The following is a 26,443-nucleotide window of genomic DNA, read 5'->3' as shown; positions in this document are numbered from 1 at the left end:
AATGTAATTGCGATTTATTCCTATTTTTCTTGAATTTGACGCTATCGTCCATGATTTAAGTTACTTATAATAAGCGAAATAAAACAAATAAAATTTTCTCATTCGCATACTTGACTATCCTGCTTTTTTCAGGCAAGATTAGCCCGTCGGCACTGCCTACGCCAAGTTAAGGCGCGGTGGGGTCGTCGCCGCTTGCCAGATGTTGAGCCTTACGAGGCAGCCATCCTGGCAAGTCCGCAACCTCGGCTTTTTCACAAGCGCGAGAAGGAAAGACCCGATTCACGGGATTTCAGAAAGCAGGAAGCGATCCACCGGGTTCCTGCCCCCACATCACCACCCTCCGGCGGTTCTGGCTCTGTAAATCATACCAAATTATTTAACTTTCATGCATGCTCCCCGAAATTTTTTCAATGTCCTGACCTTGGCGACGGCGCTGCCGTTCCTCGGCACGGCGGACTCAGAGGCTGAGATCCTGGTCAACCTCACCCCTGCCGACCTCTCCCTTCTTTACGACAGCAATGTGGTGGGTGTGGTCAACGATGGCGGCAGCGGCCCGGCGGATGTCGCCGGCCACCTCTCGAAGATCCCCGTACTCGACACCGCGGAGCATGTGAAGGGATTCACCTTCAATATTGAATTCGTTCCCACCGCCGCGGATCTCAACGGCACGCGGCTGCTGATCGAGGTCGGAGCCACTTCAAACGGCTCTGGCCTCTATCTGATCAACGGTGTGCCGTCCTTCGTGGGAAAACAGGGCGCGTCGGACGCTGCCCTGCCCACGGGGTTGAACGACACCACGCTGAACACCATCGCGGTGCAGAGCTCTTCCGGGAAACTGCTGGCGAACACCGCCTATTCCGTTTCCGTCTCGTGGAACCACGCCGGCACGCTCGAGCTGAAGGTTGCAGAAGAAGGTGGTTCCGCGTTGCTGAACTCCTTCGCAATCTCCGGCACGCCGGGAAACTGGTCGGGAAATGACACGCTTTCGGTCAAGACTCTCGGCAGGGCGAACCTTGGCGGCTTGTCAGGAAACAACGCCTCCAGCGCCTTCGGACCGCCGTTCGATGTGGACGACACGCAGAACCTGCAAGGCACCGTCACCCGCGCGCTGTTCTGGAACGCATACGACGTCACGCCGCTGAAGCTCACCGCTCCGGTGGTGAAAGGTTTCCATGTGACCAAGCTTCCCTCCAGCAACAAGGTCCGCCTGCACTGGAATGTGTCGGAAGGAGGCCTGGCGAATCCCACCACGCTGGTCGTCAAGAACGCCGCCGACGAATCGACGGTTTACACGCCTTCAGGGTTGATCGGATTCGCGGACATTCCGGCCGGTGTCGACGGCTTCAAGCTCGTCGCGGCCAACAATACGGGCTCGGTAAGCGTCACTTCCGCCGTGGAAGCGGACAACTCGTTCACGGCGACGGTGCGCGGGGATTCTCCAACCGCCTGGTTCCGCTTCAATGAATTCGCCGGCTCCACGCTGCTGACGGATTCCTCGGAAAGCGCCGCACCGCATGACGGGTCGTTGCTCGGATCTCCGGTGACGGGCGGCACGAGCTTCATCGACGGCACCGGCGCCTTCGAAGGCGGCAGCGCGGTGACCAGCAACCCGATCCTGAACATCGGCACGCTGGCCGCGCCGGACCTGCGCAAGGGATTTTCGGTCGAAACCGTGGTGCGCCGCCGTACGGGAGCTTCCGGCAACCATGTCCTTGTCTCGCAAACGGATGTGAACGGCGTGGGCCGCGCCATCCTCGGCATTTCGGAAAACGGCACCATCTACAGCCAGGTCGGCGTTGCGACCCCGACGGCGGAAGGCGCGCCGAACGTGCCTGCGGAACGCAAGGAGGCGGATGAAAAACTCGACACCGACCGCTGGGCCCACCTGGTCCTCGTGGTGGACGCCGGCCTCACCGGCACCCCCGGCACCGCGGAAATCCGCTGGTATCTGGATGGTGTGAAAATCGGTTCCTCGCTCGACGGGGTGAACCCGGACGGCTCGTCATTCACCAAGGATTTCATTCTGGAAACCTCCAATGGCAACTGGGTCATCGGTTCCGGCAAATCGCTTTCATCAGAATTCTGGAAGGGTGACATCGACGATGTCGCGATCTATCCGAAATTGCTGGATGATCCGAATGGTGATGGTGACGTGGCGGATTCCACCGTGGCGGGACACCACAGCTCCTGGTATGCGAAAACCTCCGGGATCATTTCGTTCAAAGGATCGTCCCCAACGGTCACCACCGGCGGTGAAGTGGTTCTGACGGTGCGCGCCGGCGCGGATGTGAACCAGCTTTCGATCGATGGCGTGAATGTCGAACTGCACGACGGCGTCGGGACGTATTCCGTGTTCCCCACCGCCACGAAGACCTATCGCGCCACCGCCACCGGTACCGGCGGCACCTACACCCAGGATTTCACGGTGACCTACCAGCAGCTGACCGCGCCGGTCATCCTCGGATTTGAAAAGACCACCCTGCCCGGCACCGGCCAGGTGCGTCTCCACTGGCGCGTCTCCCCAGGCGCTTTCCCAACGCCGACGACGATCACGCTGGATTCCAACGGAACGGAAATTCCCAACAGCGGCGCGCTGACCGGCTTCGTGGACGTGTCCACCGCCGAGGGGGCGAATGTCACGTTGAAAGCGGAAAACTCGATCGATGAGGTCACCAGGACCGCGGGCGCCGCCGCAGAGGAAACCGCCTTTTCAGGACAAGTGCGTCTTGACAATCCGGTCGCCTGGTTCCGGTTCAACGAGCAGTCGGGATCGAACCTCATCGTGGACTCCGCGGAGAATGCCGCACCGCACAACGGAACTCCGCTGACCACCTCCGTGAGCTCCGGTGCCACCGGATTCGTCGACGGAGCCGCCACCTTCGATGGCGCGCAGGGAGTGATCGCCGATCGCATCCTGAGCCTGGGCGAGGTCGACACCGGCTTCACCATCGAGGCGATCGTCCGCGCCGAGCCCGTCGCCGGCGGTTCCGCCAACAGGGCCATCGTCGCCCAGCAGGACCTTAACGGCACGGGACGCCTGATCATTTCCGTGGACGAAAGCGGCACGATCCGTTCGGTGCTGGGCGCGGGTGTCAGGAAGGATGCGGACACGAAGGTCCCGGCCCGCGAATGGGCGCACCTCGTCATCGTGGCGAACGCGATCACCAATGAGATCCGCTGGTATGTCGATGGCGAGTATGCCGGAACCTCGAAGGACGGAAAGAATCCCGATGGTTCCGAGTTCGACCCGAACCTGCTGTTGGAAGCGTCCAACGGCGCATGGACCATCGGCGTCCACAAGACCCTGACGGGGAATTTCTGGAAGGGCCAGATCGACGAGATCGCCGTGTATGACACTGTCCTGGACGAGGTGCCGAATGTCGATCCGGATGCACCGGTGACCATCGATACCTCGCGCATCGTCGCGCACCGGAACGCCTGGTGGAGCGAGTCCACGGGCATCATCTCGACCACGGTTTCCGCAAGCACGATCAATTCGGGCGAGTCTTCCGAGATCAGCCTGCGCCTCGGTGCGGACGCCACTTCCGTGAGCGTCGATCCCTCCGTCGGCAACGTCCTGATCGTCGATGGAAAAGCGACCTTCACCGTGAACCCGACCGTCACGACGACCTATAACATCACCGTCACCGGCACGGGAGGAAGCGTGACAACGAGTGTGACGATCACCGTGAACGCACCGGCCTCGGCCACGCCACAGCTCGTCTCCTGGTCGCGGAACGGAGGGGACATCATCCTGAACTTCTCCGGCGCGGCGAACACGACCTACTACGTCCGTGGCAGCACCGACCTGCTCACCTTCCCGGTGAACCACGGCACCGTCGTGACGGATGGCGCGGGATTGGGCACGGCGACCGTCACGATCGATCCCGGAAAACCAAAAGAATTCTTCCGGGTGCAGACCACGCCTTGAACCGCCCGGCCACGGGCTTGCCTACACCACTCCGCCTTCCATCGTGATGAATTCCTCCGCTTTTCCAACGACACGCCCGCACCTCCGCGAGCAGGGCTTCGCCCTTGTGGCGACGCTTGCGATGCTGATCCTGCTGGTCGTCGTGGCCGTGGGGATGCTGGGCCTGTCCGCCGTCTCACTGAGGACCAGCGGCAGTGACTCGGCCACCCAGCGGGCGCGGGCGAACGCGCGGCTTGCCCTGCAGCTTGCCATCGGCGAGCTGCAGGCCGCCGCAGGGCCGGACAACCGGGTGACCGCCACCTCGGCCATCGGGAAGGCCGGACACGCCCAGAAGAACCTGACCGGCGTATGGGAAGGCTGGCAGTGGAAAGGCGAGGGAGACGCGCCGGACTGGGACAAGGAAAAGGAAAACCGCTTCAAGGGCTGGCTCGTCTCCAGCAACCTGCGGGAGGACTCGAAAAAGGAGTCCTACGTCGACAGCGAGGTATCCGGCGACAAGGTCACCCTGGTGGAAGCCGCCGGAGACGACGCCGGGGTGGACGCGCAGATCGTCAAGCTCTCGGACTCTCCCGGCAGAACCGGCGGAGGAATCGCCTGGGCGGTTTTCGACGAATCCCAGAAGGCGGACATCTCGCTTTCCGCCGAGAAACCGGCGGAGACCTATGAGGACAAGTACGACCGCATGACCGCGGCCCACGAGCTGGGTTTCCAGGCGGCCAAGGATTCCGCATGGAAAACCCTGTCGGAAAAGAAGGACGAGCGGGCGAAGCTGTTGTCCATCGAACAAACCCGGCTGCTCGGTGTGAAAAAGGAAGACGCGTCGTTTCATGACGTGACTTCCGGCAGCCTCGGGTTGCTCGCCAATGTGGTGGACGGCGGACTGGCCACCGATATCTCGCGCCTGTTCGACGAGGACGCGCTTCCGAAGTCATACGAATCGCGTTTCATCTACTCCGGCAAGGACACGCCGCTCGTGCCGCCTCCCGGCCGGTTCACCGGGGCGAATCCGCTGCCCAGCCCGGACCCTTCGTGGGCGCTGCTGCGCTCGCACTACCGGACCTACGATCTGTTCGGTTCTGGAGGCAAACCGGAGATCACCGCGAACGTCTCGAACATCGAGGAACGGCCGAAAGGCGCGAATGCTCCCGCCGGAGACGCGCTGCTGAGGCATCCGTCGTTCAACAAACAGCAGCTCGCGCCCGTCCTGGCGAAGGCGCAGTTCATCTTCAGCCTGAGCTTCGGCTACGGAGGCACTCTCGAGGACATGTGGAAGGCCGGCAGCGCGCGCACCAGCCCCGCCCGGCTGCGGGACAACTACATGACGTGGCTCGCCATCGATCCGGTCATCACGCTCTGGAATCCCTACAACGTGCCGATCCGTTTCAGCGAACAAACCATCGAGCTCTACCGGATCCCGCTCGCGTTCCGCCTTTATAAGAACGGCGTGCTCCTGAATGCCAACTACACGAGGCTGACGAACACCTACACCGTCGGAGACTTCGCCGACCGCAAGGAAAAGAACTACCTGTTGAAGGTCCTGCCCGAGACCGGCCAGCAGAGCGTGGTGCTGGAACCCGGCGAGCACATGGTTTTCACCGCGCACAACTGGAGGCCGCACGGCGACCAGAAAGCCAGCGAGGAGGGGCTGCTCCTGCGTCCCGGGTTCAACCCGCCCGCAGGCGCTGCGAGCAGCCCGGAGATCGGCGGAATCACGACGATGAATCTTTTCGTGGATTCGACCGGGGCGAAGTCCGGCACCGACTATGGAAAGAGCATCCGCACCGTGGCGGTGAAGGCGGGCGACAAGATCGAGGTCGAGGTGAAATCCGAACGCGCCGGCAATGACGTCCTGGCCGAGGCCGGAGGCAAGGAAGTGACCGGATTTCTCAAATACTACATGGGGAACGAAACCAACAAGAAGCTCATCGGCGGCATCGAACTGGACTACGGCGACCGCGAGAAAGAGTTCCTGCCTCCATATTCCCGGCACGAACTGCCGGCCATCGTCATCGATGGATCCATCCCGACGGCCACGCTGGCGGACGGCCTGGCGGCGATGCGATCGCTGCGTTACAAGGAGCCGTTCCTCATCGCGACCTTCCAACAGAAGACCGAGCGCGACTCCAAGTTTCCTTCCAGATCATGGCTGAACAACGCGCCCACGAACCTCTACGCGTCCGCCGGGCTCGACCAGACCGAGGAGTTCGCCCATCAGCAATATGAGCTGAAGTGGGAACCGATGTTCGACTGGCCGCCCGACAGCCCGACCATCGAGATCAGCACCAAGAGGAACCGCGGTTATGGCGGATCGGGCGTGTATGCCCAGACGGGCAGCGAGATCGCGTCGTTTTCCAGCCTGCCCCGTGCCCCGGCCCATTCGCTCGGCCAGTTCACCCATGCTCCTTTGAATTCGGGAGGGCAGCTTCCGCTCACGTCGCATGTCGTGGCGAACTCCTTCGCACCGCCGTTGCTCAAGTCGGACCGCGTGAGGGACACTTCCGGGAGCCGGACCTACCTAGATCACTCGTATCTTGCGAACAACGCGTTGTTCGACGGCTACTTCCTCTCCAGCGCCGCCGATCATCCGGCGTTGGAAGGCGGCAGCGCGCGCAAGGGGAATGACCTGCTGAAAGAGTTTTTCGAAGACAACAAGCGGCTGCCGAATTCGCGCTTCGTTCCCTATCTGGGCACCGAAGCGGCGGACGATGTCGCAGGACGCCTGCTGGACGACAAGGAGTCCCACCTCCACCTCGCGGCGAACCTCCTGCTCGAGGCTCCCTTCAACGTGAACTCCACCCGCGTGGCCGCATGGGAGGCGGTGCTCGCCTCCAACAACGACCAGGCGACTCCGCTCGCGGACGGCGGCCTGGACGAGGCGGAAGGGCTTCCGGTTTCACGGAACCTGCCCGCCACCGGTCCAAGCTATGAATCCGACGGCAGCGATCCGACAAAATGGACGGGTTACCGCAGGCTCACGGAGAAGCAGATCCAAAGACTCGCATTGGAAGTGGTGGAGGAAGTGAAGAAGCGCGGACCGTTCCAGTCGCTGGCCGAGTTCGTGAACCGCCGCCCCGGCAAGGGCGAACTGTCCCGCAGCGGCGCCCTGCAAGCCGCCATCGAGCGGGCCGAACTCAACAGCGGCGTGCTGGATCCGCAGTCGGAATTCGATGCGACGAGTGGTGCGAACACCGAGGCTGGTTCCGGAAACACCGCGGATGGCGCGCCCGGAGTCATCACCCAGAGCGACCTGCTCACTCCCATCCTTCCGCAGCTCCGCGCCCGGGGCGACACCTTCGTGATCCGCGCGTACGGCGAGGCGGTGGACAAGGCCGGCCGCAAGACCAGCGCCTGGTGCGAAGCCACTGTCCAGCGTTTCCCGGAATACGTGGACCCGGCGGATGCCGCGGCCGCCGCTCCCGCCGCCGCTCCCAACATCCTGTTCGGCCGCCGCTTCCAGGTCGTCTCCTTCCGCTGGGTGCAACCTTCCAAACTCCAACCTATCCATTCATGAAAACACTGCTCGCCCTGTTCGCCCTTGTCGTCCCGCTGCATGCCGCGGATGAAGTCCGCAACGTGGAGGTATCATTTTTCTGCCTCAAGTATGTGCCGGGCCTGGAAACCATCCATGTCGCCAATGGAAATGTTTCCTCCCCCGTGCGTCTTTCCACGGCGAATCTCACCGATCCCGTGACCGCGAGCGCCGTCAATGGTGACGTGATCTTGCGCAAGGACGCGACCACCGCTCCCGCCATCGGAAAAATCAAGATCCCCGCGGACATCGACAAGGCGCTGGTCGTGTTGGTTCCCGGAAAATCGGGCGCTGCCGAGCCATACAGCGCGCTGGTGATGGATCGTGGCGAACGTTTCCGGCTCGGGACGTATCGTGTGATCAATTTTTCCCCACGCAAGATCCGTGGCGGGATCGGCCGCAGTTATGTGGAGGCCGCGTCCGGTGCGACGGGCGATCTCGAACTGAAGGGCGAACCCGGTGCGGTGCAGGGTGTGCGCTTCGAGTTCGAGAAGGAAGGCCGCTGGAACCGTCTCACCGAGACGCGTTGCGCCGTGAGGAAGGACCGCCGCTGGCTGCTCTGCGTCTATCAGGACCCGGTCACCAACCGGGTGAACATGCGGAGCATCCCCGACCGCACGCTCCTGCTCACCGCCGCGAACCAGAGCGAGGAGCCGGACCTCACCTCCAACGACCTCTGACAGCGGCCTGACCGTCGCGTCACGGAGGCGTCCTCCTCCGCCAGCCCCGATCCGGGCACCATCAAGACCGAATTTTGTACCAATCCCTTATACCCATGAAACGAAACGCCCTCTACGCCGGCTTTTTTGCCATCCTCTCCCTTCCTGTTTTCTCCGCTGATAGAAAACCGAACGTCCTCCTCATCGTCGCCGACGACCTCGGTTATGGAGAGCTCGGAATCCAAGGATACAACAAGGACATCCCCACGCCGAACATCGACAGCATCGCGTCGAACGGTACCCGCTTCACCAGTGGCTATGTCAGCGGGCCGTATTGCAGCCCCACCCGCGCCGCGCTTCTCACCGGGAAGTACCAGCAGCGCTTCGGCCATGAGTTCAACCCGGGGCCACCGGTCGCGGGCAATGAGCCCATCGGACTTTCACTGGCGGAGACCACCATCGGCGACCGCTTTCGCAAGGCGGGATACGCGACCGGCTGGTTCGGGAAATCCCATTTGGGCAACACCCCGGAATACCATCCGCTCAGCCGTGGCTTCGACGAATTCTATGGCTTCCTCGGCGGTGCCCACAGTTATGTGAACGCCGGTGCGGAATCCAACAATCCCGTGCTGCGCGGGCGCGAGATCGTGAAGGATCCCGGTTATCTGACGGAGGCTTTCGCCAGGGAGGCCTCCGCATTCATCGAGCGGAAAAAGGATGAGCCGTGGTTCGTCTATCTTCCGTTCAACGCGGTGCACGCGCCGCTGGAAGTCACCGAGAAATATGAAAAGCGTTTCAGCTCCATCACCGACACCAAGCGCCGTCATTTCGCCGGGCTGCTCTCGTCGCTGGATGACGCGGTCGGCAGCGTGCTCGGGAAAATCCGCGAGCTGAAACTCGAGGAGGACACGCTGGTCATCTTCATCGCCGACAATGGCGGACCGACCGCGCAGACGACGTCCAGCAACGGACCCCTGCGTGGCTTCAAGTCGCAGACGTATGAGGGCGGGGTGCGCGTGCCGTTCGCCATCCAGTGGAAGGGCAAGCTTCCGGCTGCGAAGGTGGACGACCGCCCGGTGATCCAGATCGACCTGCTGCCGACCGCGCTCGCCGCCGCCGGTGTGGAGGCCGAGGCCGACTGGAAGCTCGATGGAGTCAACCTGCTGCCCTACATCAGGGGTGAGAAGACCGAGGCTCCGCACGACGCGCTTTACTGGCGTTTCGGCCAGCAGCTCGCCATTCGCAAGGGAGACTGGAAACTCGTGAAAGGCCCGGAAGCGAACGCCGCCCGGGGAGGGACCGCCGGCAAGGCCTCGACCGCCGGAGCCCAGCTCTACAACCTCGCCGACGACATCGGGGAGGTCAACGATCTCGCCAGCAAGAACCCGGAGAAGTTCAAGGAACTCGCGGCGCAATGGGATGCGTGGAACGCCCAGCTTGTCGATCCGAAGTGGCTGCCGAACCGTCGTGCCGGCGCGCGCAACAGGAACTCCGCGGAAAATTCCGCCGCACCGGCAAGCAAGTGGAAATCCGGTGACTCGTTCGAAGACGATCAGGCACCGCAGATCGCCAGCCGCGCGTTCACCATTTCCGCCCGCGTGGATGCGGCAGCTCCTTCGGGCGTGATCCTGTCCCAAGGTGGTCCGCAGCAGGGTTACTCGTTGCATGTGAAGGATGGGAAACTGGCCCTTTCCGTACGGGTGGCGAAGCAGCTTTCCACCGTTGTTTCAACGGAAGTCCTGCCCGCCGGGTCGCACCAGGTGGAAGCCGGAATCGCGCCCGACGGCGGAGTCACCTTGAAGGTGGACGGGAAAACCACCGGCGAGGGGAAACTCGCGAGCCTCATCCAGAAACAGCCCGGCGAAGGTCTGCACGTGGGAAATGACGGCGATGCCGCCGTCGGCGAATACACCGCGCCGGCGAATTTCTCGGGTTCCGTCGCCGAGGCTTCCGTGACCCTTCAGTAAAAATCGTTCCCGATCCCCATGCTTTCCAAGATCCTTCCGCAGCCCGCTGTCGTGCTGCTTTCCCTGATGTCGCCGCTTGCCGCCGCACCGGATGCGGCGGATCCCCGGCTCGAATTCTTCGAGAAAAAGGTCCGGCCCATCCTTACGGAAAATTGCTATAACTGTCACTCGGCCGACACCAAGGCTGCGGGAGGATTGCGGGTCGATGATCTCAACGGCCTGCTGGATGGCGGCGACGAAGGGCCGGCCCTCGTCAGGGGGGACGTGGAAAACAGCCTCATCCTCAAGCGGGTGAACCACACCACCGAGCGCCTCAGGATGCCCCGCGAGAGCGATCCGCTGACACCCGGGCAGATCGCGGATCTCACGACGTGGGTCCGTGACGGTGCGGCGTGGCCTGCGGAGAAGGTTCCGGACTACAGCCAGCAGAAGGAGAAATACCCGAAGCTGCGCGAATCCCACTGGGCGTGGCAGCCGCTGGTCAAGCCGCCCGTGCCGGCCTTGGAAAACACCGACTGGCCCGCGGGTGACGTGGACCGTTTCATTCTAGCCAAACTCCGGGAGAACAAGCTCGAGCCCGTGGCGGATGCGACGCCGGAAGTGTTGTTGCGGCGCATCACCTTCGATCTCACCGGACTGCCGCCGTCGGTGGAGGAGATCGCGGAATTCACCAAGGACCCGTCGCTGGGAAGATATACCGGGACGGTGGACCGTCTGCTCGCCTCCTCCGCGTTCGGCGAGCGCTGGGGACGGCACTGGCTGGACATCGCACGCTATGGCGAGTCCACCGGACCCTCGCGGAACATCCCGTATCCGCACGCCTGGAAATACCGGAACTATGTGCTGGATGCGGTGAACAAGGACATTCCCTTCAACCGCTTCGTCACCGAGCAGGTTGCCGGCGACCTGCTGCCCGCTGCGGATGATGACGAGCGCGACCGCCTCCTCACCGCCACCGGATTCCTCGCGCTCGGCGTGAAGGACGTGAACCAGCGGTTCAAGGTGCGCTTCCAGATGGACAACGTGGACGAGCAGATCGACACGGTCACGCGTTCGGTCCTCGGCGTGACGGTGAGCTGCGCGCGCTGCCATGACCACAAGTTCGACCCGATCCCGACGACCGACTATTACTCGCTGGCCGGGATCTTCACCAGCACCGACGACCGCGCGGGAGTGCGCAACAAGATGGGTGGCAACGGCCTGGATTATTATGATCCCGGCATGCTGGTCCGGCTTTCCTCGGACCTTCCTCCGCCGGACCCGGTGGAGGTCGCAAGGCTGCAGAAGAATGTGGAGGAGACCAAAAAAGAGTGGGATGCCATCCGTGGCACGCCGGAAGGCCTGAAACGTGCCGCGAACGGCCAGCCCACCCAGCGTCCTTTCCGCCTGAAATATGAGAAGGCCCAGGGCGAGCTGCTCGAACTCACGGACTCCGCCGCCCGTGGCCTCGCGGTCCATGGAGTCACGGATTCCAAGCGCATCGGCGACACCCAGATCCGCATCCGTGGCGAAGCCGAGCGCCTCGGACCGGAGGTGCCTCGCGGTTTCCTCTCCGTCTTCGACGTGCCCGGCGCGCCTGCGGTGAATCCCGCGCAGAGCGGGCGTCTCGAGCTGGCGCAGTGGCTCACCAGTCCGAACAATCCGCTCACGCCCCGCGTCGCGGTGAACCGCGTCTGGCAGCACCTTTTCGGCGAGGGCATCGTCACCACGGTGGATAACTTCGGCGTGAAGGGGGACATCCCGTCGCATCCCGAACTGCTCGACCACCTGGCCAGCCGGTTCATTGAAGACGGCTGGTCGGTGAAAAAGCTGGTGCGCGAACTCGTGCTCACCCGCGCCTACCGGCTCGGCTCCGAGTCCACTCCCGCCCAGGTCGGGGCGGATCCTGCGAACCGTTTGGTATGGCGTCACTCGCCGCGCCGGATGGAAGCCGAGGAGGTGCGCGATTCCATCCTCGCGGTTTCCGGCCGCCTGAACCTCACCGCCCCGGACGAGGCCGCGGTGAAAAAACTCCGCATGGTGGAAATCCGTGACAACGGCAAGGAAGCGGCGGATCTCCTCAAGGCGTCGAACCAGAGCACGAACCGAAGTCTCTATCTGCCGTTGCTGCGGGGAGTCACTCCGAAGTCGCTCGAGGCCTTCGATCCCGTCACCCAGTCGTTGGTCACCGGCAAACGCGACGCGACGACCGTCCCGACGCAGGCGCTCTTCATGCTGAACTCGACCTTCGTCCTCGAACAGTCGCTCGCGTTGGCGGAAGATGTCGCAGCGGAGAAAAACAAGAGCACGGATGAAAACATCGCGGGGCTTTACCTCCACTCGATGGGTCGTGAGGCCACCCCTGCGGAAATCGAGCGGGCGCGGCAGTTCCTCAGCGATTTCGCCGGAAGCTACGACGCGCCTGCCGGAGCGGACGAAACCCTCGCGGTCAACACCACCGGCAATGACGAGGCTCCGGGCGACAACACGCCCGTGAATCCCGACGACATTCCCCGTGACGACCAGACCATCGAAAACCGCAGCATCGTGGCGAAAGACAACAAGACCGCCGCATGGATGGCGCTCATCCAGTCGCTCTTCGCGTCCGCCGAATTCCGGTTCATCCGGTAAGACGACCTTATTTATCCACAAATCCTTTGCCACCAAGAGGCCGTCCGGAGTTCGCGCATTAGCGTGCTCTTCGCGAAGACAAGCTGAAGCTTGAACTCCGGACCACTCCAAGGACTGACACGCTTCGATCCCTTCATTCACACAAAAACCATGTCATTTCAGCATCTCAATCAATTTTCACGCCGCTCGGTCCTGCGCTCCGCCGGAGCGGGCTTCGCGCACCTCGCGCTCACCGGCTTGCTCGGCAACCAGTCCCTGCTGGCCGCGCAGGCTCCCGTCAATCCGCTGCTCCCCCGGAAGCCGCATTTTCCGGCCAAGGCGAAAAAGATAATCTTCATCTTCATGGAGGGCGCGATGTCCGGCGTGGATACCTTCGACTACAAGCCGGACCTCCAGAAAAACGACGGCAAGACCGGTCCCGGCGGCGGCACGCTGGTTGCCTCCAAATTCGCCTTCAAGCAATACGGCGAAACCGGATCATGGTTCTCGGAGCTGCTGCCAAACATCGCCACGCATGCCGACAAGTTTTGTTGGTTGCGTGGTCTCCACACCGACACTCCGGCCCACCCGCAGGCGGTCGTCCAGCTCCACACCGGCAGCGCGAACGCCGCGCTGACCCGCCCCAGCATGGGATCGTGGCTGCTCTACGGACTGGGCACGGACAACCAGGACCTGCCCGGCTACATCACGATCAACCCCTCGCCGAATTTCGGCGGCGCGGTGAACTACGGCAGCGCGTTTCTTCCCGCGCATTTCCAGGGAACACGCATCACCGACCAGGGTTTCCTCTCGAATCTCAAGGCCTCCGCAGCGGCGGACGCGCAGCGCAGGCAGCTCGATCTCATCCAGTCGATGAACCGCGACCTCGCCGCGAAATCCGGCGCGCCCGATCCGGTGGACGGCATCATCGCCTCCTACGAACTCGGCTTCCGCATGCAGGACAAGGTGCCCGCGCTGCTCGACATTTCCAAGGAGCCCGAGCACGTGAAGACCGCCTACGGCATCAAGGACGGTCCGGGCGGAGCGTTCGCCCGCCAGTGCCTCATGGCCCGCCGCCTCAGCGAGGCCGGCGTGAGGTTTGTGGAAATCTGCCAACCCGGCTGGGACCACCACAACAACCTCCACAAGGGGCTCATCGAGCGTACCGGAAACGTGGACCAGGCCACCGCCGCGCTGCTCACGGATCTAGACCAGCGCGGATTGCTTGAGGACACGCTCGTGCTCTTCGGCTCCGAGTTCGGCCGCCAGCCCACCTCGCAGGGCAAGGACGGCCGCGACCACAACATCACCGGTTATTCCATGTTCATGGCCGGAGCAGGCGTGAAAAAAGGCTACACCCACGGCGGCACCGACGAGTTCGGCATCCAGGCCGTCGATGGCCGCATGCACACGAACGACCTGCACGCCACACTCCTCGCCCTGATGGGCCTCGACCACGAGGACCTCACCTACCGCTACGCCGGTCGGGATTTTCGGCTGACGGATGTGGCAGGCAAGGTGGCGAAGGAGATATTCGCGTAAGGGGATGGTTCAAGGAAATCGCCGGAATGGGAAGTTTCAAGGAGTGGCGGGCTCGGATCCGCCGCAGCCCATGCGAGGACGATAAGAAGGGCCAAGGCGCGATTCATCGGCGGATCCATGAACGATGGCGATTCGGAGATCGCCGCTCCTTGTTCCTTTCGACGCGACCGGATCATCTGAAAGAGAAACCCTCTTTTTGGCGAACCCGCACCGTCCCGCCGGCTCGCCAAGGAAGATCCGGAAGGGACGTTCGACCCTCTGGAGGCTGGGAACATCCGGGTGTATGGGATGGAGAACCACTACATCTTTGTCGACGGGCTGCTCCAGACATGGGGGAGATGCGGATGGCGCGGCGGTCATGCGGCGGTTGCAAAAAATGAAACGTGGAGGTTCCCAACAGGACTTCTCCCTGCGTTTCAGCAGCTGTTGGACGAAGATCGACCCCGTCGCCGCCGCGGAAAACTTCGACGATCTGATCTACCTGAGGAACATGCAGGATCAGGGGGCGATGGTTTTCACCGGGAATGCCTACTCCGGGGAGATCGTCAGATCATGGAAGAGGAAGGATGAAAACGCGATGGGGGCCTACATCACGGCGCTTCCGGCGGGTGAAAAAAGGGTGACCTTTGAAAAGGCGGTGGGGGAATTGGAAGAATCGAAGTGGTTTCCACCACCGGAGATGGCACTTGAATGTTCCGCCCGACCGGACTAGTTGGAGGCCGCATGCATCCATACCAACTTCTGCCACTCTTCGCCACCGGTGTGGTGCTGGCCATCTGGCTCATCGGCGTTCACGCACTGATGCTTGCGAAGCCGGCCGCCGTGCAGGGATTCCTGAAAAAGTTCCCACGGGACCAGGCGTTGGGGCAGATCCTGCTCGGCATCGGCCTGGCGTGGTTCTGGCTGCTCATCGCGCCGGATGGCATGGGCAAGCTCAGCGCTCTCGCGATGGATCTCGGTGAGTTCAACGGTGTGAAAGGCCTCCTGAGGATACTCGTTCCGGCGTCGCTCATCCTTGTCAGCATGAGCGTGCGGGATTTCCTGGCGGTCCGCGCCTTGGGACTGCTCGGCCTGATGGTGGCCGCTCCCTTGCTGGGTGCCGCGTTCCTGAAGGATCCCCAGTCCCGTCTTCTGATTCCCATTTATGCCTACGCCGTGCTGACGGCCTCGCTGTTTTTCGTGGGAATGCCCTACCTCTTCCGGGATGCCGTGACCTGGGTGACGGCGGACCAGAAACGCTGGACCCTGGTGTCCGTGGCGGGCCTTGTCTATGGGATCGCCACACTTGTTTGTGCGTTCGCGTTCTGGCGCGGATATTGATATTTTGTTCTCTCCCCGGACAACAAAGCGGCGTCCGCCCCGATGAGGGGAGGACGCCGTGATTTTTTCAGGATCTTCAGTAAACAGGAGCGCCGGATGTGTCTCCGGACGAGGAACCGCCACCGGAGACCTTGTTCGCGGAGTTTTCCAAACCTTCGCCGCCGATGCGCATGTCACGGCCGAGGCCGATCATGGTATTGCAGGAGGTGAGCAGGACCGCCGCGCCGGCTACAGTGAGTAGTAGGATTGATTTCATCGGAATTTTTGGTAACGGATATTTCCCGGGCTGGGAAGGCATATTGTAAGGATTTCTTAAATTCCAGTGTCTTATGAACCGGTGGAAATGGTCACAAGTTGCGTGGAATTCGCGAGGTCTGACGGTGCGACGACTTTTTCATTCAATGGAATTTTTCCCATCCCGCCGTAGCGTTCGTCGATGATTTTCCTCACGCTCGGCTGCTCCAGATCGTAGTCGCGGAACCGGCGTGGTTCGCACAATTCCACGCCGGCGTGCTGGTAGATTTTCCAGACCAGTTCGGAGCAGTAGAGCTTGTCGTCGCCCCATTCGAAGCGGACATCGTAGTTCTTGCCGATCTGGGCCATCGCCCATGAGCGGGCCTCCTTGTATTTCCCAGGTGCCGGCGGTGTTTTGGGACGGCGGGCGAGGAAGGGGCCCGGACTGCCGGCGGCCTTGAAATCCGCCAGCGGGATGACGCCCACCGGTTGCACCGCCTCCAGGACCATCAGCCTGCCGTTTTTCTCGAAAACAATCCCGCAGTGGGTGTAGGGGGAGCCGGTTGCCGCGATGATCGCCCCGCCTTGTCCGCGCTTCGCGCCGGAAAAAACCACATCTCCCTCACGCAGCTTTTCCGCGGTGGCGGGCAGCACGGCAAGCGGGAGGATGGCAAACACCGGGAGGAGACGGGCCATTTTCATCAGTTGGAAACATGCGCGGGTCCGGAGTTATTTCAAGTCGGGGCCTTCGACCTCTTCCGCGGCGGACATTGCGGCCCGTTGGGCGCGCAGCATGGCGTTTTCCGCGCTGAGCTCCGCCATCGCACGGACCCACCGGTTCCTCATCATCTGGCAGTGCAGCCAGACCCCCGTCTCGGCCATGCCGAGGAGTAGGAGCCAGCAGGACCACGAGATGATCGCTTTCTTGGGGTCATCAAAATCCAGACACCACCCCAGCATCACGAAAAGCGATTCCATGCCGAGGATCAGTCCCCATGTCAGGTGGCCCGTGCCATCATTGACGAGCACCCAGATCAGCATGATCGCCAGGAAAGCGATGTTGGGAATGAGCCAGACATTGAACAGGAGTAGGGGGCTGTAATAAAATGCTTCGAGCAGACCCCTGACATCGGAAAGGTCCCAGTGGGTTTCCATTCCGACCATCCATGACAGTCCGCCGATCAGGCCTCCGATCCACAACGCGCTGATGAAAAAGAGCGCGGTCAGGACGATCCTGCCAATCGAACCTGCCAGCACGTCTTCGAAATCCAACCGCATGACAGGGTTCTAACAGGAGAGATGTTTCCACCACAAGAGTGGAGTTTCAGCCGATGCGGCGTGAGGTTTGGAATCTTGAGGAGATGAATGCCCACCACGGCCTTGGGTCCGGACGATGGACAAACCACGCGGTGCCGGGCCGCCGGGAGGAGGGGCTTTCACTTTTCATCCGGGTGGGCCGTAGTCCCACCCTCCTTATCGCGCCCCGGATGGCAGAGGTTGGAGTGAGGAGGTGGGACCGTGGATTTGAAGGATGTCAGGACCTCCGGCCGGATCCGGGACGAAGCGGACGCGGTCGATGGAAAGCGCGCGTGGCTCGGTTTCCTTGAGACTGCTGTGGCGGTGATAGACGATGAAGGTTTCCTTCCCATCCGGGGACGGGATGAAGCAGTGGTGCGCGGTGCCGTGGGCGTAGGCGGTGGATTTCATCACCGGGTTGAATTCGAATTTTTTCCACGGGCCGAGCGGGCTGTCCGAGGTGGCGTAGCCGACGGCGTATTCCGGACTCTCGAAGTGGCTGCCGGAGTAGGTAAGATAGTAGGTGCCCTTGTGCTTCAATATCTCAGGTCCTTCGGTGACGGCACCGTGGTGGCGTTCCCATGGCTGGTCCGGCTTCACCATTTGTTTCAAGGTGGAGGGATCGACCGTGATCATGTCGTTGTTCAGTTTGCCACCCCAGATCTCGTTTCCGTCGCCGAAGGTGACGTAGTAGAAGTAGCGTTGTCCGTCCCCGTCCTCGAAGACGTGTCCGTCGATCTTGATGCTGGACGGCTCCATCGGCTGCTCCTTCTCCTGCTTGAACGGGCCCGCCGGTGACTTGGCGGTGGCCACGCACATCCGTTCGTCGGCGGCGTAGTAGAGGTAGAAGGTGCCGTCTTTTTCGACGATGTCCGGCGCCCAGAATCGCGAATTGCCCCAGGTGTCCTGATTTTTCAGTACATATCCCTCGTCCTTCCAATCGACGAGATTGCTGGAAGTGTAGAGGCGGATGCCACGGGGCATGCGTGGGAAATCGGGAGTGTAGGTCGTGTAGGCGTAGTATTTCCCGCCGTGGTGGAGCACCACCGGGTCCGCCGCCCCCGTTTGAACGGGATTGGTGTATCCGCCGGTCAACGCCGGAACCCGATTGGGGGTGATCGTGAGATTGCGGAACGAGGCCGCGCCGTCCAGCGCGCGCAGGGCGACGCCGCCTTGGGCGAATGCCGTGTCGATGCCGTCGAATACCGGCCATGTCAGATCCGTGATCGGCACGTCGTCCACGTAGAGCTTGAGATTGTCCCCCTTCACGCGCAGGCGGAGGTGATACCAGGTGGCGGCCTTGATCTCAACCGGACGCACGGCGATGGCCCGCCACTTGGGATCATTCGCGCCCCACATGACGAGATTTCCTCCGGCCTTGATGCCGGTGAAATAACCCCGGAACGAGTCGATGCCCTCCGCGAAATCGCTGCCACGGATGACGACACCCGCCTGCGCGCCGTCGGTTTCCGGCCGCAGTTCCACATCCAGTTGGAAATCACCCGCCGCAAGCCCGTCGATCACCACTTTCGGACCGCTGCCGCCGCTGACCTTGAGAACGCCATCCGCCGCCGACCAATCACCACCGAGGGATTTCCAGGAGGAGGCGGGGAATTTCGAGAAGTCGGCCTTGAAGGGGAGCGTGGGCGCGGCGGAGGCGATGCCGACGGTCGCGATGAGCAGGGCGGTGATGCGGTGGATCATGCCGGAGCTTGGGACAGGATTCCGCCAGCGGCAAGCCAGGTTGGAGAAGAGTGTTACCAATCCAACAGGTCAAATAGGTCAATTTGATTGACTAACACTTTTACGGATAACGCCTTTATAAGGCTCACTTACATTTCCTTTCACCGTCAAAATGCCCGCACCTTTCAGTGTTTCCACTTTCTGAGCTGTGGTCATCGAGTGCAAGGTCTTGCGCGCCGCTTTCCAGATTTCTGCCGGGGAGGCGTCCATGCGGGTTTCTTTTCCTTGTCTGGCCACGCAACCATCATGGTCTGAAAAAGCCGACAATGCAAGTCGGTTCCCTCACTGCAATCTGGATGTGGCTCTTTTGACGAATAAAAGCACCTGGGAAAGCTGCTTCCCCTTCTTGAAATACTCCCCTGACGGTATCGATAGAAGTTCCCATCGCATTTTCATAGCGGTCCAAGGTCCAGTTGATAACCGCGCAGTCTCTCCGACGAATGAGCATGTCCGGATCTCCTGGAGCCAAAGGGAGGTTGACCGGGATTGTTTTTCCAGAAGAGCTGAGCACGCTTTCGAATTCCGGGTATGCCTCCCCAAGGACTTTTGTGTAACGAACATCCAAAAGGTCAAAGCAATGCCCAAGATTGATATAAGCTCCTAGAACGGAGGGGGTGTCGATTCTACCCCGCGCCTTCAGTTCCTCGGCCCACTCCAATGCTCTCTCCGGTCCAAATTCCCAAAAATAGAGTCCCCTACCAAGCCAGTCGTATTTGTTGTTACTCTGTTTGAGCGACATATCGCCCAAAAGGACGCGATCACGAAGGCCCCGATCACATCCGTGATAACCCATGACCAAGCGTTGATAGGGGGACTCCATGAAAAAATATCAAGCCACCAGCGCCTTCAGCCTGCGGCAGACTTCCTCGACATTCGCGCGGGAGTTGAAGGCGGAGATGCGGAAGTAGCCCTCGCCGGCGGAGCCGAAGCCCGAGCCGGGGGTGATGACGACCTGGGCTTCGCCGAGCATCTTGTCGAACATGTCCCACGAGGTGAGTCCGGCAGGGCAGCCGACCCAGACGTAAGGGGCGTTCTCACCACCGAAGACGGGAAGTCCGGCGGCGGCGGCGGCTTCGCGGAGAAGCTTGGCATTGCCCATGTAGTGCTCGATGAGCGCGCTGACCTGTTGTTTCCCTTCCGGGGAGAACACCGCGGCGGCGGCTTTCTGGACCGGGTAGCTGGCACCGTTGAACTTGGTGCTGTGGCGGCGGGACCAGAGCTGGTGGAGCGGCACGCGGGTGCCGTCGTCCGCCTTGGCGGTCACGGTTTTCGGGATGACGATGTAGCCGCAGCGCACGCCGGTGAAGCCGCCGTTCTTGGAAAAGCTGCGGAACTCGAGCGCCACGTCGCGCGCGCCTTCGATCTCGAAGATGGAGCGGGGGATGGCGGGGTCCTGGATGAATGCCTCGTAGGCGGCGTCGAAGAGGATGATCGCGTCGTTTTCCTTCGCGTATTTCACCCATGCCTCGAGCTGCGCGCGGGTGGCGACGGCTCCGGTCGGGTTGTTCGGGAAGCAGAGGTAGATGATGTCCGCCTTTTCCGCAGGAACGTCCGCGACGAAGTTGTTGGCGGCGTTGCAAGGCAGGTAGAGCAGGCCCTCGTAGGCGCCCTTCTCATCCGCGTCACCGGTGTTGCCGGCCATCACGTTCGTGTCGACGTAGACGGGGTAAACCGGGTCGGTGATGGCGATGACGTTGCCCTTGCCGAAGATGTCGAGGATGTTGCCGGTGTCGCACTTCGAGCCGTCTGAAATGAAAACCTCGTCGGCGGAGATGCCGAGATCGGCGAACTGGTTGTCGACGATGGCCTGGCGCAGGAATTCGTAACCCTGCTCCGGGCCGTAGCCCTTGAAGGTGGCGCGGTCCGCCATTTCCTCCACTCCTTCGTGCATCGCCTTCACGACGGCGGCGGGGAGGGGCTCGGTCACGTCGCCGATGCCGCAGCGGATGATGCGGGCGGCTTTGTCGGGATTTTCCTCGGTATAGACCCGGACGCGGCGGGCGATTTCAGGGAAAAGGTAACCGGCTTTCAGCTTGAGGAAATTGGAATTGATCGTGGCCATGCGGGCGGACGTTTAACGAGTGACGCGGGATCGTGCAAGTGGAAGAAGCCCCGGGGCGCGGGCAAGGTGCCGGGCGGAAGATCTTGTGAACCGGGAAAAGGGGGGGAACGGGTGGGGAATCCTCGACTCCATCTTGCCCGCCGGGCCGCCCAACCGGCGAAAAATCCATCCGCCCGGCTCCGTATGGGTGTTGTCTTCCTTCGCTTCCCTACCATGCACCTTGCCATTTCCCGACTTCTTCTCTCATCTCTCGTCCTCCTCATCTCCCGCGCGGAGGCTGCGGAAACTCCTGTGAAGCAACGCGCTGAGCACGTCTTCATCATCAGCTTCGACCAGGGCGCGCCCGCCGGCATCGCCAAGTCCGACATGCCGCTTTTCAAGGAAATGGCCGCGCAGGGAGCCCACACGTGGGAAGCCTATACCATCGTCCCCAGCATCACCCTGCCCTCCCACACCTCCATGCTCACCGGTGTGGGCATCCAGAAGCACCAGATCGATTGGAACAACTACAAGCCCGAAAAAGGCAAGGTCGGGGTGCCGACAATCTTCAGCCTCGCCAAGGAAAAGGGCATCAGCACCGGCATGTTCGTGGCGAAGGAGAAATTCCAGCACCTCAACCTGCCGGGCAGCGTGGACGTGTTCGATTTTCCTAAGGACGACGTCACCTGTGGCAGCGTCGCCCGCGAATTCGCCGCGAACGTCGGCACGCTCAAGCCGGGCCTGTGCTTCATCCATTTCGGGGATCCGGACGTGAAGGGCCACGAATTCGGCATGGATTCCCCTGAGAAAATCCAGGCCTTCGCCGATACCGACAAGGCGCTCAAGGTCATCCGCGACTCGGTTGACAAGGCGGGCCTGACGTCGACCAGTGTTTTCATCCTGACCGCGGATCACGGCGGCCACGACATCAAGGACAAGAACGGCATCACCCGCGGGACCCATGGCGACTCCACCCCGGATGACGTCACCATTCCCTGGATCGCCTGGGGCAAGGGCGTGAAGCCCGGTTTCACCATCACCGCGCCGGTCGTCCAGTATGACACCGCCGCCACCGCCCTCTGGCTGCTGGGCGTGCCGGTGCCCGAAGGATTCTGGGGCAGGCCCGTCACCTCCGCTTTTGTGGACTGAGCGATCCGGCCGGTCTTTGATTTTGGGACAGTCTCCGAGGGGGACTGTCGTCGGAATGGCGGCGCTCCTTACCTCATTTGGAAGCCTTGACCGTGTGGAAAAGAAACGGACACTCGTTTCCCATCATCGGATGAAAGCCTTCGGTCTCACGTTCCTTGTCCTAGCGTTGGTGGTTTCGCCGCCGCTGCCCGCCGCGGTCATTTCCTTCGCGGAGCGGCTGGACTCCACCGGAGCGAATCCGACTTTCCTCCTGACGCATTCGGCGAACAACTTCCGTCCGCACCTTCCGATCTATTACGATTATTCGTTCATCTACCGCAATGTGCCCGGCTACCTGCTCGGGGCGGATTCGGTGAAAACGCGCTATGGCGACAGCCAGGATGCGAACTACAGGCTTCGGCTCACACTGGATGTCCCGGCGAGGCTGTTTCTCATCATCGACGACCGGATCGAGGACATCGCGGCGACCATGCCGTGGCTGGCGACCATGGGATTTGTGGATACCGGGGACAACGCCGACTATCTTTACTCAGGCACCTTTGTCAGGACGCTCTCCATCTACCGCGCGGATTTCCCGGCGGGTGATGTCGTGCTGCCGGAACAAAACAGCCCGCTGGTGGGGACGGAACGGGGCGGGATGTACGTGATCGGCGCCGTTTCAACCATCCCCGAGCCGTGTGCGGCCCTGCTCCTTGCCGCCGCCGGCGCGATGTGGGTGCGGCGGCGGGTCAGGTGAAATCGATACCGTCCTACGGCACGAACAACACTTTCCCCGAACGCTCCGGAGCGTCCAACCGGGCGAGCGCGGTTTGGAAATCCTCCAGTGGAAATGTGGAGTCCACGGGTTGCACGAGTGTCCCGGCCGCCACACGGGCGGCGAGGTCTTGGTAAACCGCACGCACTTCCTCCAGCGGGGCGTTTTCGATCCAGCGGGTGACCCACAGGCCCCGGATCTCGATACCACGGAAAATGAGCAGGCCGTTCGGGATGGTAACGGGTTTGCGGCCCATCGCTCCGTAGGTGATGTGGGTGCCTCCCTCGCGAAGCAGTTTCATGAGGCGCAGGGCGCTTTCCCCGCCGACGGCGTTGAAGGCGAGGGCGGCATTCGCTCCAGCCATGACTTCCTTGGCGGCGACAGGCCCGGATTCGTCATCGAGGAAAACATGGTCGGCGCCGAGGGCGGTGAGTTCCCCGAACAATGACTCGCGCCTGACGAAGGAAATCGTGCGGATGCCGAGATCCCGCGCGAGCTGGATGACGCAGCGGCCCACGGCGGAATTGCCCACGTTCTGCACGATGAAATCGCCCTTTTCCAGGGCGGTGAAGCCGTGCAGCAACTGCCAGGCCGTCGCCGGATTCACCTTCAGCATCGCCGCCTGGAGCGGATCGATGGCGGAGGGGAGCTTGAAAAGCACGTCTCCCGGCACGCTCGTGTGCGAGGCCCAGGTCGACGCGCGGCGCAGGAAGATCACGCGGTCGCCTGGTGAGAAATCCGGGGAACCGCTCGCCTCCACCACACCACAGCCCTCGATGCCGGGCGTAGCGGGCAGGGGTGGTTTCACGCCGTAGGTCCCCTCCACGGTATTGAGATCCGCCGGGTTCAATGGTGCGGCGAGGATGCGGACGAGGACATCTCCCGGCTCGGGAGAGCGGGAGATCAGGATGTCCGTTTCCATTCCCAGGACCTCGGCGGGAGCTCCGGTCTCTCTGAAGACAAGTTGTTTTCCCAAGCTCGTGGAGTCGTCATCTTCCATGGAAGGAAGACTGCCACAGGAATGGTCCGCGCCAAGCGGGAAGTTCCGCCAACTCCGTTGGAAATCATCCGGTCATGGCAGGGTGGATGGAATATCGCCGTGGCTTTCGAATTGCCATTTCTAGCAGATTTCGTCAGAAAGCCTCTCATGTCACCTCCCCGTCATCGCATGACTCCGGCAATCCTCCTCGCGTGCTCCGCGCTGGCCACGACCGCGATGGGCGGGGAATTGCTGACGGTGGCCGACCAGAAAGGCCGTTCGCTGGTCATCGAGCTCGTCAACCTGGCGGATGAAACCGTCACGTTCACCCGCCAGGGGGACGCGAAGGAATACAAGCTGCCGATCTCGCAGTTCGACCAGGGTTCGCAGGACCGCATCCGCAAACAGGCGGAGGAAACAGCCGCCACCGGATACAGGCTCCAGCCGAGCGTGGTCATCGGCAAGCGCCGCCGCGACAAGGCCGGGAGCTACTACATGGAGATCCAGGAGATCACCTGCACGGTGAAGCTGGCGAACCTCAGCACCACGGTGCGCGCCGACGGCTTGAACGGAACCATCGTTTTTTTCGGGAGGAACACCCGCAAGCCGGATGTTTACAACGTGCTTTCCACGCAGAAATTCGAGGCGGCGGTGGACTCCAGCGGATCCTTCAGCAAGGACATGGAGCCGTTCAACACCACCTACGACAGCGACAACAAGGGAGCGGGCAATCTTGGCGGCTACCAATACTATGGATATGTTTTCGCGCTTTACGACAAAGCGGGAAAGCTTGTCCTTACGGAAACCGCGGCGGGCAACTTCCGCATGGCGCTCGCCGCGAAGGCCGGCCTTCTCGACGCCGTGCTGAAATACGCCAAGGGTGCCACCGTCTCGGACAAGCTCGAACCGGTGCCGAACAGCGGTGCCTACTAGCCCCCTTCATTTTTCTTGAAATAAACACCAGCCGCCGCACTCTCACGGCGTCTGATGAAATCAATCCTCGCATGGATCATGGTCCTTTGTGTGATGGCCGGGCTGAACGCCCGCGTCCTCGCGACGAATGCCGCCCATGCCGCGACCTGCGCGCATGCCGAGGAGGTCTGCTGCGACCATTCTCATGACGGGTCTTCCAAGGAATGCCAGCATGAGGGCGAGGACTGCCCCAAGGACCACCACCACCATCATCACAACTGCTGCTCCGCCGCGCAGCCGCTGACGGTGGGCAACGACCATTTTTTCCCGATGTGCCTGGCGGGTTCATCGCTTTCCGGCATCCGCCATGAAGGTGACATGCTGCCGGAAGAACCGTTTCTCAGTTCGGAGAAACCACCGTTGATCTGAGCGCCTGTACGCCGCGCTCCGCCGTGTCCTGAAGACACGGCGTCCTGTCTGCCTCCGGCCCGTTTTGCCGGGGGAGCCGTCCATCAACCTGTTTGGGGCGCCGGCCTGTTGCCGCGCCCGAGTTCCACCCGATCATTCAATGTCACGATTATCATTTTTAGCCGTGCTGGCGTCCGCCTGCATGATTCATCCGGCGCTTGCGGAGCCCGGAGTCGTCGTATCCCTCGCGGGTGTCGGCGATCGCGTCCGCGCCCAGAATCCCGATCTGGCGGCCGCCCGCCTGCGCATCCAGGAGGCGAACGGGCGCCTGACCCAGTCGGGCCGCCTGCAGAATCCCGAACTGGGATTCGAGCTGTCCCACGATCCCCGGTTCCGTGCCCGCACGGCGGAGGTTTCGTTTTCCCAGCGCTTCCCGCTCACCAACCGCCTCCAGTTGGAGAAATCGGTTTCCGCCACCGAGGTGAAGGTGGCGCAGGCCGAAGTCCGCGAGGTGGAGCGCCGGTTGATCTCCCAGGCGAGGGAGGGCATCGTCAATGTGCTGGCCGTCCGCCAGCGCCGCGAGCTGCTCCGTTCACAGGTCGAGGTTGCACAGCGTTTCACCGACACCTTGTCCGGAAACGCCGCCAAGGGCGAGGCATCCGTGCTGGATGCCGGACAGGCCAGATTGGAGACCGCCGGCATCAACCTGGAACTGCGTCAGCTCGACGCTGAGGAAGTTGCGGCGGTCGGCTCCATCAAGCCATTGCTGGGAATGCACCCCGGCGAGACCCTGTATGTCGGTGGCTCGCTGCCGGAAATGGTCCTGCCGGCGGATGCCGTCTCACCGTCCTCACGCCCGGATTTCCAAGCCACCCGGTTGGAGGCCCAGGCTGCCGGGCAAAGCGTCGCTCTCGAGCAGGCGAAACGCCGCGAGGATGTGCAGGGAGGGGTGTTCCTCAGTGTCGACCGCTCGGAGGACGAGCCCGGCGGCTATGACCGCGAGGGCATGGTGGGTGTCAGGTTCTCGCTGCCCCTGCCGTTCTGGAACAAGAACGAAGGTGCCATCCAGGAAGCGAAGGCCCGCGAGCAGCGCCTGAAACAGGAGACCGCCGCGCTGGGGCGCGGCATCCGTCTCGAGGCGGAGGCCGCCGTCGCGGAGATGCGGCAGTGGCTGACGCTGGCGAAGGAAACCGAGAGCACGCTCCTGCCGCTCGCCACCGAGCAGGCCGCCGCCGCCGAGGACGCCTATCAGAAGGGCCTTGGCGAACTGGTGACCGTGTTCCGCGCCCGGGAACGCCGCCTCCAGCTCCAGGCCTCCCGGCTTGATGCCGTGAAGCAGTTCCACCTCGCCCGTGTCCGTTACGAAACGGCCGCTGCCAAACCTTGAACC

General features: G+C 62.2%; 21 protein-coding genes. 13 read left to right on the top strand and 8 right to left on the bottom strand.

Annotated elements, in window-relative coordinates; translation table 11 throughout:
• The first annotated feature begins 385 nt into the window (after nucleotides 1-385).
• From JIN84_RS03390 to JIN84_RS03355, 8 genes are all read left to right on the top strand, one after another.
• Entirely contained in the window at nucleotides 386-3,931 is a 3,546-nt protein-coding gene (locus JIN84_RS03390) for a LamG-like jellyroll fold domain-containing protein (RefSeq protein ID WP_200349598.1), read from the top strand.
• Between the two features lie 46 nt (nucleotides 3,932-3,977).
• The gene (locus tag JIN84_RS03385; protein WP_200349597.1) at nucleotides 3,978-7,442 is read left to right on the top strand and encodes a pilus assembly PilX family protein; all 3,465 of its coding nucleotides are present in this window, start codon (nucleotides 3,978-3,980) and stop codon (nucleotides 7,440-7,442) included.
• Nucleotides 7,439-8,140 (top strand): hypothetical protein, encoded by a 702-nt coding sequence (locus JIN84_RS03380; protein ID WP_200349596.1) that lies wholly within the window; start codon nucleotides 7,439-7,441, stop codon nucleotides 8,138-8,140. The genes JIN84_RS03385 and JIN84_RS03380 overlap by 4 nt, the downstream gene beginning before the upstream one ends.
• A gap of 95 nt (nucleotides 8,141-8,235) precedes the next feature.
• Nucleotides 8,236-10,086 (top strand): sulfatase-like hydrolase/transferase, encoded by a 1,851-nt coding sequence (locus tag JIN84_RS03375; protein WP_200349595.1) that lies wholly within the window; start codon nucleotides 8,236-8,238, stop codon nucleotides 10,084-10,086.
• Between the two features lie 18 nt (nucleotides 10,087-10,104).
• Complete coding sequence (locus JIN84_RS03370) at nucleotides 10,105-12,696, top strand: PSD1 and planctomycete cytochrome C domain-containing protein (RefSeq protein WP_200349594.1); 2,592 nt, start codon at nucleotides 10,105-10,107, stop codon at nucleotides 12,694-12,696.
• 150 nt (nucleotides 12,697-12,846) lie between these two features.
• The gene (locus JIN84_RS03365; RefSeq protein WP_200349593.1) at nucleotides 12,847-14,217 is read left to right on the top strand and encodes a DUF1501 domain-containing protein; all 1,371 of its coding nucleotides are present in this window, start codon (nucleotides 12,847-12,849) and stop codon (nucleotides 14,215-14,217) included.
• 376 nt (nucleotides 14,218-14,593) lie between these two features.
• Entirely contained in the window at nucleotides 14,594-14,929 is a 336-nt protein-coding gene (locus tag JIN84_RS03360; protein WP_200349592.1) for a hypothetical protein, read from the top strand.
• A gap of 11 nt (nucleotides 14,930-14,940) precedes the next feature.
• On the top strand, nucleotides 14,941-15,537 hold the full coding sequence (locus JIN84_RS03355; protein WP_200349591.1) for a hypothetical protein: 597 nt from the start codon (nucleotides 14,941-14,943) through the stop codon (nucleotides 15,535-15,537).
• Between the two features lie 76 nt (nucleotides 15,538-15,613).
• On the opposite strand, the gene JIN84_RS03350 is transcribed toward JIN84_RS03355, so the two are convergent.
• From JIN84_RS03350 to JIN84_RS03320, 7 genes are all read right to left on the bottom strand, one after another.
• Nucleotides 15,614-15,793: a hypothetical protein gene (locus tag JIN84_RS03350; RefSeq protein WP_200349590.1), complete on the bottom strand. Its 180-nt coding sequence runs from the start codon at nucleotides 15,791-15,793 to the stop codon at nucleotides 15,614-15,616.
• A 71-nt stretch (nucleotides 15,794-15,864) separates the two neighbouring features.
• Nucleotides 15,865-16,467, bottom strand: a complete 603-nt coding sequence (locus tag JIN84_RS03345; protein WP_200349589.1) for a YiiX/YebB-like N1pC/P60 family cysteine hydrolase — start codon at nucleotides 16,465-16,467, stop codon at nucleotides 15,865-15,867.
• A 33-nt stretch (nucleotides 16,468-16,500) separates the two neighbouring features.
• Entirely contained in the window at nucleotides 16,501-17,049 is a 549-nt protein-coding gene (locus JIN84_RS03340; RefSeq protein WP_200349588.1) for a hypothetical protein, read from the bottom strand.
• A gap of 195 nt (nucleotides 17,050-17,244) precedes the next feature.
• Complete coding sequence (locus tag JIN84_RS03335) at nucleotides 17,245-18,771, bottom strand: family 43 glycosylhydrolase (RefSeq protein ID WP_200349587.1); 1,527 nt, start codon at nucleotides 18,769-18,771, stop codon at nucleotides 17,245-17,247.
• Between the two features lie 78 nt (nucleotides 18,772-18,849).
• A complete protein-coding gene (locus JIN84_RS03330; RefSeq protein WP_200349586.1) occupies nucleotides 18,850-19,020 on the bottom strand; it encodes a hypothetical protein in 171 nt (56 codons plus the stop codon).
• A gap of 34 nt (nucleotides 19,021-19,054) precedes the next feature.
• Complete coding sequence (locus JIN84_RS03325) at nucleotides 19,055-19,630, bottom strand: hypothetical protein (RefSeq protein ID WP_200349585.1); 576 nt, start codon at nucleotides 19,628-19,630, stop codon at nucleotides 19,055-19,057.
• A 9-nt stretch (nucleotides 19,631-19,639) separates the two neighbouring features.
• Nucleotides 19,640-20,872, bottom strand: a complete 1,233-nt coding sequence (locus tag JIN84_RS03320) for an LL-diaminopimelate aminotransferase (RefSeq protein WP_200349584.1) — start codon at nucleotides 20,870-20,872, stop codon at nucleotides 19,640-19,642.
• A gap of 213 nt (nucleotides 20,873-21,085) precedes the next feature.
• Between JIN84_RS03320 and JIN84_RS03315 the strand changes: the two genes are divergently transcribed.
• Both JIN84_RS03315 and JIN84_RS03310 read left to right on the top strand, forming a co-directional pair.
• Nucleotides 21,086-22,000, top strand: coding sequence for an alkaline phosphatase family protein (locus JIN84_RS03315; RefSeq protein ID WP_200349583.1), 915 nt, complete (start codon nucleotides 21,086-21,088; stop codon nucleotides 21,998-22,000).
• A 130-nt stretch (nucleotides 22,001-22,130) separates the two neighbouring features.
• A complete protein-coding gene (locus JIN84_RS03310) occupies nucleotides 22,131-22,736 on the top strand; it encodes a hypothetical protein (RefSeq protein ID WP_200349582.1) in 606 nt (201 codons plus the stop codon).
• A 13-nt stretch (nucleotides 22,737-22,749) separates the two neighbouring features.
• On the opposite strand, the gene JIN84_RS03305 is transcribed toward JIN84_RS03310, so the two are convergent.
• On the bottom strand, nucleotides 22,750-23,754 hold the full coding sequence (locus JIN84_RS03305; protein WP_200349581.1) for an MDR family NADPH-dependent oxidoreductase: 1,005 nt from the start codon (nucleotides 23,752-23,754) through the stop codon (nucleotides 22,750-22,752).
• Nucleotides 23,755-23,922: 168 nt separating this feature from the next.
• Here JIN84_RS03305 and JIN84_RS03300 point away from each other — a divergent pair, with 168 nt between their 5' ends.
• The 3 genes from JIN84_RS03300 to JIN84_RS03290 all read left to right on the top strand — a co-directional run bounded on the left by JIN84_RS03300 (nucleotide 23,923) and on the right by JIN84_RS03290 (nucleotide 26,440).
• The gene (locus JIN84_RS03300) at nucleotides 23,923-24,666 is read left to right on the top strand and encodes a hypothetical protein (RefSeq protein ID WP_200349580.1); all 744 of its coding nucleotides are present in this window, start codon (nucleotides 23,923-23,925) and stop codon (nucleotides 24,664-24,666) included.
• A 54-nt stretch (nucleotides 24,667-24,720) separates the two neighbouring features.
• Nucleotides 24,721-25,074 carry a hypothetical protein gene (locus JIN84_RS03295; protein WP_200349579.1) on the top strand — a complete coding sequence of 118 codons (354 nt, stop codon included), beginning with the start codon at nucleotides 24,721-24,723 and terminating at the stop codon, nucleotides 25,072-25,074.
• Between the two features lie 139 nt (nucleotides 25,075-25,213).
• Entirely contained in the window at nucleotides 25,214-26,440 is a 1,227-nt protein-coding gene (locus tag JIN84_RS03290) for a TolC family protein (protein ID WP_200349578.1), read from the top strand.
• Nucleotides 26,441-26,443: the final 3 nt, after the last annotated feature.

It is taken from the genome of Luteolibacter yonseiensis (genome assembly GCF_016595465.1).
In the GTDB taxonomy this organism is placed as follows: domain Bacteria; phylum Verrucomicrobiota; class Verrucomicrobiia; order Verrucomicrobiales; family Akkermansiaceae; genus Luteolibacter; species Luteolibacter yonseiensis.
The sequence above is the reverse complement of the archived record's forward strand: the minus strand, read 5'-3'. Positions and strand labels throughout refer to the sequence as shown.